The sequence below is a fragment of the Psychrobacter sp. TPE 89C genome (assembly GCF_055522395.1).
Genome location: NZ_JBVFXW010000002.1, coordinates 93,626 through 106,282 on the forward strand (window position 1 = coordinate 93,626; position 12,657 = coordinate 106,282).

Genomic DNA, 12,657 nt, shown 5'->3' on the forward strand with positions numbered 1-12,657 from the left:
TTATGATTGACAGTAGCAGCAATCTATAAGCAAAACAATCATTTATACAGAAAATGCTTTCTGAGAATAAACATCAACTAAATAACATCTTACTATTCGATATTGTTGTTTATTCTCAAGCCAGTCAGTTATCAAAACTAATTTCATTGCACGCACTCTAGCTGACTAACCAACTGACTAAAGTGCTCACCACGAGCAGCGTAGCCACTATACTGATCAAAGCTGGCACAAGCAGGAGACAGTAGCACCGCTTGTACTTGCGATAGGCTACTTGACGTCACCTGTTGGATCGTAGCAAAAGCTTTCTCTAGCGTTTGGCACTGATGTAATGCCACATCAGCACTAATCTTCGCTGCACGCAGATGTTGCTCAATCAGCTGAGCATCTTCACCGACAAATAGCACTTGGCTGACATATTGATTAATGAACGGCGTCAGCTCGCCAAATGCTTGGCCTTTACCTTGTCCACCCAAAATCAATAATAGCTTGCCGTCTTTTGGCGCATAGACCGCACCTAGCCCTTCGATTGCGGCCATGGTTGAGCCAATATTAGTACCTTTTGAATCATTAAAATAATCAATATCGGCAGCATGGGCAATATATTCACAGCGATGCTCAAGTCCAGTGAAGTGCTGTAACGTATCTAGCATACCATCAAGTGGTAAACCCACAAGCTCACCTAAGGCTAAGGCTGCCTGAGCATTGAGTAAATTATGACGACCTTTAATCAACAGTTTGTCTGCCGACAGTAGCAATTCTGTACCACGAGCAAGATAAATCTGACCTTCAGGATCAATGATAAGACCATATTGGCCTTTGTCAGGGGCATGAATACCTGTGCTCACTCTGGTTAAATTATCAGCGACTAACGGGCGCGTCAGTGCGTCTTCACGATTAATAACGATGGACTTAGCACCCTGAAAAATACGGTGCTTCGCTTGATGATAACCCAACATATCGCCATGACGGTCTAAATGGTCAGGCGACATATTGAGAACTGTCGCTACCTGCGCACCCAAATTGGTGACGGTCTCTAGCTGAAAACTGGATAATTCCAGTACAGCCAATGCCATTTCAGGATTATCAAGTAGCGTGAGCGCTGGCACACCAATATTGCCACCAACACCCACATTGATACCAGCATCTGCAGCCATTTGACCGACCAACGTGGTCACGGTACTTTTAGCATTAGAGCCTGTAATAGCCACGATCGGCACCGTACAAGCTTCACAGAATAGCTGAATATCACTGACCACTGGAATGTGAGCTTGGCATGCAGCAGCAATGGCTTCGGTAGCCAAAGAGATACCAGGGCTGATAATGATACGTGCTGCTTGTTGTAAGAGTTCGGCATCGATTGCACCGAACTGACGGATATCAACTTCAGCTGGTAATTGATCCGCTAATTTAGGCGCCTCTTGTGCATCAGTGACTGCTACTTGATAGCCTTGCTTGGCCAGATAGCGCGCAACGGATAGACCAGATTGCCCCAAGCCGACCACGACTTGTAGACCACTGCCTTTATGAAGTAAGGCATCTGTTGCAGTGTTGGTGGTCATATATATTCCTTCTATTTTACGAGCAAAATGGCATCAAGCAGACCTAATCTATAAAGAGTCCAAATAATGCCTTCAAGATGAGAAGCATCATAACGGTATCGTTCAGATTTCGGTACTGGTTTTTTATGACTTTATGCTATTATGCGCCTGTTTTTATATTAAGTGGCTAGTGCTATAATAGTCGCCCTAAGCTATGAATGGTTGGGTATTCCCCCAAGCATTTTAGTTTAGCATGTTGCCATAGTTAACGCGCTATTCGCGTGTGATTGTCACTTATCTTTAACAGAGATTGGTGTTGCGGTCATGCTCTATCAAGCGACAAGGTTTGTTTGACAGATTATTTACCACCCTCTACCGCACAAAGTCATTACTGACTCTATTCATTATCTTAGGTGCTATTTTACGCAACCTATTTTAAACAATATTTTTTAGGTAATCTCACTGAATTTATCATCGTATTAGTGATTGGTGAGCGTATTAGTGATACCAATCATAAATCAGTAGACATACTTATTATCGACCTTTAATAATTCAATGCCACCACATGATGCAATGCGTGTCGTGGTAAAAGAAAGATGGATAGCTACTTTTGTAGCGACGCGATCATTTTATTAATGAGTAATGATTACTTTTTTTGCCTCTAACCCTACGCAGTTTACTTATGACATCTTTTATTGATAACTTACGTGACGAGTGGTTTTCCAACGTTCGCGGTGACGTCTTATCAGGTTTGGTCGTCGCATTGGCACTGATTCCTGAAGCTATTGCTTTTTCTATTATCGCGGGTGTTGACCCAAAAGTCGGCTTATATGCCTCATTTTGTATCGCTGTCGTGATTAGTTTCGTCGGTGGCCGTCCAGGTATGATTTCGGCGGCGACAGGCGCCATGGCACTGGTGATGGTCGACTTAGTCGCCGATCATGGTTTGCAATATTTACTGGCCGCTACCTTATTATGTGGTGGTATTCAGGTTGTGATGGGCTTACTAAAGCTTGGCAATTTGATGCGCTTTGTCTCTCGCTCAGTGGTTATTGGCTTCGTCAATGCACTGGCTATATTGATATTTGCGGCTCAGATTCCTGAGCTTAATCCCATGACTGAACGTGTTGGCATGACGGTTTATATCATGACAGCAGCCGGCTTGGGGATTATTTACCTATTTCCGCTTATCCCTAAGATTGGGCGTGTGATTCCCTCGCCACTTATTTGTATCGTTGGATTGACAGCTGTCGCGATGTATATGAATCTCGATATTCGTAACGTCGGCAGCATGGGTGATTTGCCAGATTCATTGCCAATGTTTTTATTGCCTGACATTCCATTGAATCTACAAACCCTACTGATTATTGCGCCTTACTCTATCGCGTTGGCCGTTGTCGGTTTATTAGAATCTATGATGACCGCGACTATCGTTGATGAATTGACTGATACGCCAAGTGATAAAAATAAAGAGTGCCGTGGTCAAGGTATTGCCAACGTTGTGTCAGGTTTCTTTGGTGGCATGGCAGGCTGTGCGATGATTGGTCAGTCAATGATTAACGTCAAATCTGGCGGACGCACGCGCCTGTCTACCTTGATGGCAGGTGTTGTCCTACTCATCATGGTTGTATTCTTAAGTGAATGGGTCAGCCAAATTCCAATGGCAGCGTTGGTCGCTGTGATGATTATGGTGTCTATTGGTACGTTTAATTGGCAGTCTATTCGCGAGTTTAAAACGCATCCAATGTCATTTAATATCGTTATGTTAGCGACTGTGTTAACCACCGTATTCACTCACAACTTAGCGTATGGTGTGGGTGTTGGCGTTCTATTGTCCGCTCTAGCATTTGCCAATAAGATTGGTCAATTCCTAACCATCTTTAGTGAGTATGATGATAGCAGCAACACCCGCTATTATTATGTGCAAGGACAAGTATTCTTTGCGTCCACCACACAATTTTTAGCCAGCTTTGATACCAAAGAAGCACTAGACAGCATTCAAATCGATGTCAGCCAAGCGCACTTTTGGGATATCAGTGCCGTCGATACCTTGGACAAGCTGGTCATGCGCTTGCAACGTGAGGGTATTGATGTCAAAGTGGTTGGACTCAACAATGCAAGTCGAACCCTAATTGATCGCTTCTCTGTCCATGATCGCCGAGATATTGGCCTATTGGATTAAGCACAGCCACGTCTGCATAGTAAATGCTGGCGTTGCTTGATGGCGTATAAATAGATAATAGAATAGATAGTTTAATACACAGCTGCAGTGGTTGAGAGAATTGGGTATCAGCATTACCGTCCAATTCTTGAACCAAGCAGCTGTATTTTTATTATTAGAATGATGTGGTGGTCTTATGAGTAATTTAAAACTAGATAGCGTAATCGCCTGCTTGGACTGCCCTGATCATGTACAAGCGGTGTTAGAGGCGAGCATGTGGGCCTCGACTCGCCTACAAGCACCTATCGGACTGTTGCACTCTGTACCGAGCTTACAACAAAAAGCAGCGGTGAATTATTCTGGCTGTCTGAACATCGATGATGAAAACATGCTGCTCGAGCAATTCACTACTAAAGAGCATCTGAGTAACTGTGAGCTAAAGTCTCAAGGTAAGCTGTTGCTCCATCAAGCCACAACCTATTGTGAGCAACAACGCAAGAAGCTAAAAACGTATACATTGCATCGGCATGAAAACCTCAATGAGAGTATCGATTATGTCGATGATAAGGCGCAACTTATTGTCATAGGCCATAATGTTACCTGCAAAGCAACATTAAGTCAGCTGGTTAGAGTCAGCCACTGCCCCATTTTGGTGACTCATGCACCATTTTTGCCCCCTACTACTGCGCTATTTGCGTTCGATAACAGTCCAACATCGCATAAATTGCTCAATTGGCTCTGTAAAACATCGCTTGTGCGTGCATTAACTGTGCACATCGTTATGATCGGCAAAGAAAACTCAGAAAACTGTGATGCCTTACGTGAAGCTTATGCGCGTCTCAAACAAGCGGGGATTAAATCTAAAAAAGCATTGCTAGACTGCCGTGATGTCACTGCTGCTCTACATTATTATCAAAATGAAAATGACATCGGTCTGCTGATGACAGGTGCCTTTGGTCAATCTCGTATCCGCACATTATTACAAGGTAGTGATACCAAAAAGCTCCTAGGCAGTACTAAAACACCTTATCTACTATTCCCTAAAGCGTAGGCTCAAACTAGCCTGTAGCCCACTACATGGCTACTATTATCTTGTTAGATGCAGAGCATGAGTACTAATACCAAGCTCTGCCGCCCAGCTCTGCTATATATCAATACACTCTCTAATACTTTTCCCCATCTAGTTCTCAATACATTTCCACACATTAAATCAATTTAGCAAATCATCACATGAAATACATGGATAGCCTCCCCAAGCACCTAAAAAGTTGGTTATAATAAAGTTTTCGTTGATTTAACGCTAAAGGTTTATACAGGTTATTTATGCCCATGGTGACAGTGCTTACCGTGTTAGCATAGTCATTACTCTTTGCCCTGAACGTGAGTTTTTTGAGCACAAAGTTCCGATCTTACCTATCCCCCTTGAGTAAATTGGCACAGTTCTTGAATAACTTATGATAAGCAAGGCAGAGATAAGATGTACCACAATGCCTCTATCAATCTGCAGCATCACACAAATAAGGAATATTTTATGAAGCTAATCACTGCGATCTTAAAACCGTTTAAGCTCGATGATGTACGTGAAGCGCTTTCTGACATCGGTGTTAAAGGTGTCACCGTTACTGAAGTTAAAGGTTTCGGTCGCCAAAAAGGTCATACAGAACTTTATCGTGGCGCAGAATACGTGGTGGACTTTTTACCTAAAGTAAAAGTCGAAGTGGCTGTTATCGATGAAATGGTTGAACCTGCTATCGAAGCAATCACTCGCATTGCGAGCACTGGCAAGATTGGAGACGGCAAAATCTTCGTCACCGCTCTTGAACAAGTCATTCGTATCCGTACAGGCGAGACAGGTCCTGACGCTATCTAAAGCATATGACCAACCTATAAACAAAAATTATAGATCACACCGATAAGCTGTATTGCATCAATTCAAGGGGGAATTAATATGCAAAATCAAATCTTCGAGCTCCAGTACGCACTTGATACGTTTTATTTTTTGATATGTGGGGCGCTAGTCATGTGGATGGCAGCGGGCTTCACTATGTTGGAAGCTGGCCTAGTTCGTTCAAAAAACACCGTTGAGATTTTAACCAAAAACATCGCACTTTTTGCGACCGCTTGTACTATGTACATGATTTGCGGTTACGCCATTATGTATGGCGGTGATTTGTTTTTGAGTGGTATCGCAGGTGGTGACACACTAGTAGAAGAGGCTTTGACAGCATCAGCTGAAAACGGCTTTGACGGTGACTCTGTCTACTCTGCCGCGTCTGACTTTTTCTTCCAAGTAGTATTTGTTGCAACCTGTATGTCTATCGTCTCAGGGGCTGTGGCTGAGCGCATGAAGCTTTGGTCATTCTTACTGTTTGCCGTGGTGATGACTGGTGTCATTTATCCATTAGAAGGCAGCTGGACGTGGGGTGGCAATGATGTATTTGGCATGTTCAACTTAGGTGATATGGGCTTCTCTGATTTTGCAGGCTCTGGTATCGTTCATATGGCGGGTGCTGCGGCTGCATTGGCAGGTGTACTACTGTTAGGTGCACGTAAAGGTAAGTATGGCCCTAATGGCGAGATACGTGCCATTCCAGGTGCCAATCTACCACTAGCAGCACTGGGTACACTCATATTATGGATGGGTTGGTTCGGCTTTAACGGCGGTTCAGTACTAAAGCTTGGCGATATTGCCAGTGCTAACTCAGTTGCCATGGTCTTTTTGAATACCAATGCAGCAGCAGCAGGCGGTGCAATTGGTGCTTTAATAATAGCACGCATCATCTTTGGCAAAGCTGACTTAACAATGCTCTTAAATGGTGCACTTGCAGGGCTAGTCGCTATCACGGCAGAACCCTCTACTCCATCTGCATTACAAGCCACACTATTTGGTTTAATCGCTGGCGTTATCGTTGTGCTATCTATCTTAGCATTGGATAAAATAAAAATAGATGATCCTGTCGGTGCTATCTCAGTTCATGGCGTAGTCGGTCTATTCGGTCTACTTATTGTACCAATTACCAATCCAGCGGCATCGTTCGTCGGTCAGATCGCTGGTGCAGCTACCATCTTTGTTTGGGTATTCGTTGCTAGCTTAATCGCTTGGGCAATTATCAAGGCAGTTATTGGCCTACGTCTCTCTGAAGAAGATGAGTATGAAGGTGCAGATATAGCAGAATGTGGTATGGAAGCTTATCCAGAGTTCGTGAGATAAACACTTTGAAACTATACTAAACTATAAGCACTAAAAATCCCGCGATACCTTTTGGTAAAGCGGGATTTTTTTGATCAAAATTAGGGTGTGTCCTCATTTCAAAAATGATGGTAAAAATGAGATAAGTTGCAGTCAAACAAGGAAAATAGTGCAGGTAATATCGAGATATTAGTTAACTATTTGACGCTGTTTGGCAAGATTTAGCCATTTTTAACCCATTTAGATTACCATCGATTGAATTGAGGACATGCCCTAGTATCGTTTGAGCAATTATCAAAGCAGTTATTAGCCTATGTCTCTCTGAAGAAGATAGGTACGAAGGTGCAGATATAGCAGAATGTGGTATGAAAGATTATCCAGAGTTTGTAAGATAAATACTTTGAAACCATACTAAACTATAGGCATCAAAAATCCCGCGATGCCTTTCAGTAATGCGGGATTTTTTTGATCAAAATTAATATTGGTAAAAGAACAACTATATTAGGTTATTTCTTTTTCCATGTTTGACTGCGTGAGAATGGACCAATATAGCCTTTTAGGTTCAAGGTACTGCCACTTAGACTAGCCGTCATACGATAGTCTTTGCCTTTAGCAGGATCGGTAATCGTACCACCACTATATTTACCACCGCCATCAGCCTTTAGATTTCTGATAACGGTATTACCAACATACTGTTTACCGGCAGATGTATTAGCACTGATTAACTTACCTGTTAATACACCATTAGACTCGGTAATTTTTACGACACCTTTTGGTTGGCCTTCATCATAGGTCTGCCAAGTAGTATTGTGTAATGGATCAGCGGCAAATGCCATCGTTGCCATGCTGATACCAGCAACTGCTAAAACGGTTTTTGTAAATAATTTCATAAATTGACTCCCTTCATACAATGATTACTCGAAACATTATGTTTCTGATATTCCATGCTTTTCCGTTGCTAGAATACTTTATTACAAGCTTTACGATCTCACGCTAATTGAAAGCCGATGACTACCATTGCTTATCAGTTTCTTCAAAGCTTTGAGTGATATAAGCAATGTCTTAATTCATTATAAGCAATTTTTGGACTTTGCCTAGTAGTTTTTTACACTTTATTATTTCTGTAAAAACAAAACTATATCAAAGAGTTATAGAAAAGGATTATCTATATCTTTGCCTAATTGGTCATCATTTTCTTTTGACTTACTGTCATTCTTGCTATAAGTGTCGTTAACTTCGAAAGCTTTTATGATTTTAGCGGTCAGTGCATGTAGCTGCTGGGCTTGCTCATATCCAGACGCGTCTAAAGTCAGATCAAGATCACCATAAATGATAATTTTGTCTTCTTGATTTTCAATTACAAGCTCACCTATCTGCATACTTTGATGATTATTAGCAAAGGGTTCAATCATTTGGTCATCCATCCTATTAATAGCATCTTACGTTATTCCTTAGTATCATTCGCTTTTAGTCATGTGCCTACTTTTACATATAAACCTCTATGCTTGCAGCTGACCCAACAGCCACTCAATAATCGCCCAAACAAATAGCATCCAAGTAGGCTCTTCTGTTGGTGCGTCAGGTAAATCAGCGCTTTCACCCGCTTTCAGTGGCAAATCGAATGCTTGTTTTTTGGTCTGAGAGTCCAGCATGGGTAAGACATCGATACCGATTTCGGTAGCCAACTCATCAATACTAATAACTTCTATACGCTCCGACTCATCGTTTGGTGCGTAGTAAACCCCTGCTTGATTGGTCGCTGGGATATAAACAGCTTTGAAGAAATGACTGGGTACAAGCACACGATCAGCGAGCTGCTTGGTTTTTTTATTCGTAAACGAAACCCCTGTAATCGTATAGACTTCGCCATACTGCTGCGTCAGATATCGAGTCGCTGATTCAATATTGCGCCAAATATAACGATTATTACGAGGTGACTGTGGGGCAATATTGGCCAAACTGAAGCTGTCATATTGTTGGCTGCGATTGGCCATATCAGCATTGGGTGCTAAATGTCCGCGATCATAACCAGACTTTGAGTAGTCAGATAATGAGGCGCGTGCGGATTCTGGCAATTTGCTTTCTTCATGAAAACTGTCTTCACGATCAATCTCTTTGGCTTGCTGTAAACGCTTGCGATCTAGATGCTCTGCCGACCATAACGGTGTGCGCGATACGCCTGAATACATGACGGCAAAACCGTCCATACATAGCGCTTGCGTCTTATTACTGAGTTTGTCATTGGTAAATTCGGGGTAAACACCACCATAAAAAGACTCACTACACTGAGTAAAATCATCAGCATTTGCTGAAGTCATACTTATGGCAACCGTCGCAACGGTCATTATTATGCTATTTTTGAGAGTATATTTGAGCCTACCAAAACTTATCATTCAACTTTCAACCATCTATGCTTGTTATTACGGATACGCTATCCTAGCAGGCGTCTGCAAATAAAGAAAGATAAGGTGTAAGTGGTGACATTTTAAATGGTATCCGCTATACTGAGCCAGTCAAAAAACGGTGAAGTGGGTGAGTGGCTGAAACCGCACGCCTGGAAAGTGTGTATGCGTTAATAGCGTATCGAGGGTTCGAATCCCTCCTTCACCGCCAATCTTATAAATTCCTAGTTTTCCCACCTTGCCCCAATTCCACACATATACTAATAAAACCCTTTATAAATAACGCGTCTAGCGTTTTTTTTATGCCTGCTGTTTTCCCAACTCTACCCAATACTACCCACCTATCACTTCGCTTGTGTTGGTCTATTTGTTGGTCTATCATTCATATACATCGTAATTAGACCAACATTCGATCTAGATTTATACGACTTAGAACAACATAATTGCCTTAACGCTTTAAATGTATAGCTCGTAGGTACAAGGAATAGACCAACATGTTGAGTGATACCAAAATTCGTAAGCTTAAACCAAGTGAGAAGTGCCTACCTTCGCGGCCTGACAAATACACTGACAAGTATGGATTACAGCTTTTTGTGCGTAGCACGGGTACAAAATCATGGATAAGAACTTATCGCTTTTGTGGTAAGAAAAAAAGCATGACTCTTGGTACTTATCCCTTTATGTCGCTATCTGAGGCCAGACAAGCTAACCTTGAGATCAAAGCACTATTGGCTAACGGTATTGATCCAAAAAATAAGAAGCGGCAAGATAAGCTTGCCAATATTCATGCGCAGAAATTCAATGACTATGCGCTAGACTGGCTCGCTGAACGACAACGTAACGTCAAGCCACGTACTTATCAGCAAGACTATAACCGTATGCATAAAGACGTGTTATCACATTTTGAAGGCATCGCTTTAAAAGATGTAAGCTTTGAAGATTGCCGATCGATGGCGGATGAGATCGAAAAGCGTGTGAACAAAGACGGTGAACCACCACGTGAGGTCACCAGACGTACCATTGATTTGGTTGCTAATGTTTTAAAGCGTGCCAAACGTGAACGTATCATTGAGCAAAACCCAATCGATGACTTAAAGGAACTCTACCCTAAAGCCAAAAGTCAGCACATGAAGCATGTCGATATCAACGAGCTGCCTGCTCTCCTACAAGCTATCGAAGGATATCATGGTCACGAACAAACCAGACTAGGTATGAAATTTTTAGCTTATTCATTTTGCCGTACCATTGAGCTGCGTATGATGAAGTGGGCACACATTGATTTTGCGAATCGCTTATGGCGTGTTGATATTGATAATCTTAAGATTGCGCGTAAACACGTCGTACCGCTATCAGATCAAATGCTGGCAGTATTAGAAGAGATGAAAGCCATTACAGGACAGTATGAATACGTGTTTTATCATACAGGCATGCATCAGCCGTATAGTGAAGAGTTTATTAATAACGCGCTTGATATCTTAGGTTATGCTGGCAAACAAACAGGGCACGGCTTTCGTCACATTGCCTCAACCAATCTAAATGAGCTTGGCTACATGGGCGATGCTATCGAAAAGCAAATGGCGCACGATAAAAAAAGCAGTATCAGAGCGGTTTATAACCACGCGCAACACTTAGAAGAACGCCGTAAAATCATGCAAGTCTGGGCAGACTTTTTAGACCTGCTTAGAGAAACAGGCGAGGTCGTTGACTTTCAGACAGCACGGCAGCAAATTGAAAAGTCGCTAAATGAGCATAAAAAAACATCACTGTCAGATATGGACAGCGATGCTCTGATACAAGCATTAATAGATAAAGGTTTAAGCACTGAAGAGATACAATTATCATTATCTAATAAAAATTAAACTTTAATCAGCAAGGTGGCTTCTCAAAGACTTTGTTTCTACGAGGCTTAACACTTACATTATGGTGATTTTTTTTCTTATCTATAGGAGATGTAATTTCTATTGGTGGCTTAGTTGAATTTGAGTCAGGTAGCACCTCCTCTGTTGACGATATATTCATATGCTTTTCGTCGGCTTTATATTCTTCATAGTGCTCAAAAACTTGCTTCTCACTTTGGTCGTTTGGGGACAACATTTTCTTATGAGCGTCTTCAATGTATTTATTTATCAGTTTATTTGCTGTCATCTTATTTTTCTTTGTGAGCTCGTCTAACTTAGCCTGATTTTTCTTATATATTTTTATAATGCCATCGCTCGTTTTACTCTTAGAATCATATTGCTTTTGCCCATCCCATGCCTTCTTAATACTAAATAAAACATAGCTTCGTGGAGAATAACCCTTATTCTTTTCAGTTCCAATATCATCACTTTCAATATTAGAAAGCCTATCTAAACTGGCTAATATAAGCTCATATTTTTCCTCAATGGTCTCAGGAAAAAAAACACCTTTGAGAATAGTATATTTATTCTTCTCAAGATAATCACACGCCCACTCGATCTGTTCATGGTTAGAAACATTAAGCCATTTTAGCTCTTTGTTCTCGGCACGACCTTTTAGGTATGTTGATTTAATTGACAGCAAAAATACAGTCTTCCAGTCACCATCTCTAAGTATTTCATCTTTGTAATCGAGGTTGTATGAAGTGCAGTTTAGAATTGATATATGATAGCGTAGTAAATTCGATATTCCAGTAATCAACTCTTTTTTACCTTTGTAAGCATAGTCACTAACTGCACTCTGAATCAAGCTCATTAAAAAAAGTGAGCATCGCAGATCGTTTTTAAACCAATCAAGATAGCTATCTGGTAAGACACTTTTGGCTTTATGATTTACCAAAAAGTTATATCTATCCATAGGACCAGGATAGCTTTCAAGCTGACTAATCAGTAAGTTTTTATAATCATCATCATCGTAAGATATATTTTCCCAACTTTTGCCTGATAAATGATTATCTATATATAGTAGGGACCTTGCATCCGCTGTGCTCAGTTTTTGCAAAGCCTTATAAAAATCTTCAATACGCCTCCTACCAAATTTGACGTCTTTGATGTGTTCATCTGTCATTACTTTCAAGAATTTCGATTGACTGTACAGCATTGATGCTTGATCAAATCGATAGTTCTGATTGTCAGGCAGCCTGGTTAATTGTCCGTCCACCGTGTCATTTCCTCGTAAAAGATTATAGAAACACACAGTATAAAGCCTAGTTTACATTAGGTTTTATACTGTATTTTTTCTAGTTTATTTCTAGCAATAAATCCATGTAGACCTTATATTTAAGCACTATAAGTCATGTATCTTTAATATATACTAGCTTACGATGAGGGTCTATACTTTTATTCCGTATTAAACGATGGGATGGTTAACTACAGCGATGAATGTTGCCAGTCTATACCAAATTAGCGT

At 41.2% G+C, this 12,657-nt stretch carries 10 protein-coding genes and 1 tRNA gene; 6 read left to right on the forward strand and 5 right to left on the reverse strand.

Going from position 1 to position 12,657, the window contains the following annotated elements; genetic code table 11:
- Positions 1–143 precede the first annotated feature (143 nt).
- Complete coding sequence (murD, locus tag ACZW67_RS01335; protein WP_465181862.1) at positions 144–1,559, reverse strand: UDP-N-acetylmuramoyl-L-alanine--D-glutamate ligase; 1,416 nt, start codon at positions 1,557–1,559, stop codon at positions 144–146.
- A 661-nt stretch (positions 1,560–2,220) separates the two neighbouring features.
- Here murD and ACZW67_RS01340 point away from each other — a divergent pair.
- The 4 genes from ACZW67_RS01340 to ACZW67_RS01355 all read left to right on the forward strand — a co-directional run bounded on the left by ACZW67_RS01340 (position 2,221) and on the right by ACZW67_RS01355 (position 6,910).
- Entirely contained in the window at positions 2,221–3,720 is a 1,500-nt protein-coding gene (locus ACZW67_RS01340) for a SulP family inorganic anion transporter (RefSeq protein ID WP_465181863.1), read from the forward strand.
- A 175-nt stretch (positions 3,721–3,895) separates the two neighbouring features.
- Positions 3,896–4,750: a universal stress protein gene (locus ACZW67_RS01345; RefSeq protein WP_465181864.1), complete on the forward strand. Its 855-nt coding sequence runs from the start codon at positions 3,896–3,898 to the stop codon at positions 4,748–4,750.
- 480 nt (positions 4,751–5,230) lie between these two features.
- On the forward strand, positions 5,231–5,569 hold the full coding sequence (locus tag ACZW67_RS01350) for a P-II family nitrogen regulator (RefSeq protein WP_010197981.1): 339 nt from the start codon (positions 5,231–5,233) through the stop codon (positions 5,567–5,569).
- A gap of 78 nt (positions 5,570–5,647) precedes the next feature.
- The gene (locus tag ACZW67_RS01355) at positions 5,648–6,910 is read left to right on the forward strand and encodes an ammonium transporter (protein ID WP_110923645.1); all 1,263 of its coding nucleotides are present in this window, start codon (positions 5,648–5,650) and stop codon (positions 6,908–6,910) included.
- A 485-nt stretch (positions 6,911–7,395) separates the two neighbouring features.
- Here the strand turns inward: ACZW67_RS01355 and ACZW67_RS01360 are convergent, their stop codons facing one another.
- The 3 genes from ACZW67_RS01360 to ACZW67_RS01370 all read right to left on the reverse strand — a co-directional run bounded on the left by ACZW67_RS01360 (position 7,396) and on the right by ACZW67_RS01370 (position 9,207).
- Positions 7,396–7,779, reverse strand: coding sequence for a DUF2147 domain-containing protein (locus ACZW67_RS01360; protein WP_465181865.1), 384 nt, complete (start codon positions 7,777–7,779; stop codon positions 7,396–7,398).
- Positions 7,780–8,037: 258 nt separating this feature from the next.
- Entirely contained in the window at positions 8,038–8,301 is a 264-nt protein-coding gene (locus ACZW67_RS01365) for a hypothetical protein (RefSeq protein WP_465181866.1), read from the reverse strand.
- A gap of 87 nt (positions 8,302–8,388) precedes the next feature.
- The gene (locus tag ACZW67_RS01370; RefSeq protein WP_465181867.1) at positions 8,389–9,207 is read right to left on the reverse strand and encodes a DNA/RNA non-specific endonuclease; all 819 of its coding nucleotides are present in this window, start codon (positions 9,205–9,207) and stop codon (positions 8,389–8,391) included.
- 204 nt (positions 9,208–9,411) lie between these two features.
- On the opposite strand from ACZW67_RS01370, the gene ACZW67_RS01375 reads away from it, so the two are divergent.
- Both ACZW67_RS01375 and ACZW67_RS01380 read left to right on the forward strand, forming a co-directional pair.
- Positions 9,412–9,502: transfer RNA gene (locus ACZW67_RS01375), tRNA-Ser, on the forward strand.
- Between the two features lie 283 nt (positions 9,503–9,785).
- Positions 9,786–11,150, forward strand: a complete 1,365-nt coding sequence (locus ACZW67_RS01380; RefSeq protein WP_465181868.1) for a tyrosine-type recombinase/integrase — start codon at positions 9,786–9,788, stop codon at positions 11,148–11,150.
- Positions 11,151–11,157: 7 nt separating this feature from the next.
- Here ACZW67_RS01380 and ACZW67_RS01385 read toward each other — a convergent pair whose 3' ends face one another.
- A complete protein-coding gene (locus ACZW67_RS01385) occupies positions 11,158–12,408 on the reverse strand; it encodes a hypothetical protein (protein WP_465181869.1) in 1,251 nt (416 codons plus the stop codon).
- Between the last annotated feature and the right edge of the window lie 249 nt (positions 12,409–12,657).

Excerpts from the sequence above, each read along its gene's own strand:
- murD (WP_465181862.1), bottom strand. The coding sequence starts at position 1,559 with ATGACCACCAACACTGCAACAGATGCCTTACTTCATAAAGGCAGTGGT.
- ACZW67_RS01340 (WP_465181863.1), top strand. The coding sequence starts at position 2,221 with ATGACATCTTTTATTGATAACTTACGTGACGAGTGGTTTTCCAACGTT.
- ACZW67_RS01345 (WP_465181864.1), top strand. The coding sequence starts at position 3,896 with ATGAGTAATTTAAAACTAGATAGCGTAATCGCCTGCTTGGACTGCCCT.
- ACZW67_RS01350 (WP_010197981.1), top strand. The coding sequence starts at position 5,231 with ATGAAGCTAATCACTGCGATCTTAAAACCGTTTAAGCTCGATGATGTA.
- ACZW67_RS01355 (WP_110923645.1), top strand. The coding sequence starts at position 5,648 with ATGCAAAATCAAATCTTCGAGCTCCAGTACGCACTTGATACGTTTTAT.
- ACZW67_RS01360 (WP_465181865.1), bottom strand. The coding sequence starts at position 7,779 with ATGAAATTATTTACAAAAACCGTTTTAGCAGTTGCTGGTATCAGCATG.
- ACZW67_RS01365 (WP_465181866.1), bottom strand. The coding sequence starts at position 8,301 with ATGATTGAACCCTTTGCTAATAATCATCAAAGTATGCAGATAGGTGAG.
- ACZW67_RS01370 (WP_465181867.1), bottom strand. The coding sequence starts at position 9,207 with ATGACTTCAGCAAATGCTGATGATTTTACTCAGTGTAGTGAGTCTTTT.
- ACZW67_RS01380 (WP_465181868.1), top strand. The coding sequence starts at position 9,786 with ATGTTGAGTGATACCAAAATTCGTAAGCTTAAACCAAGTGAGAAGTGC.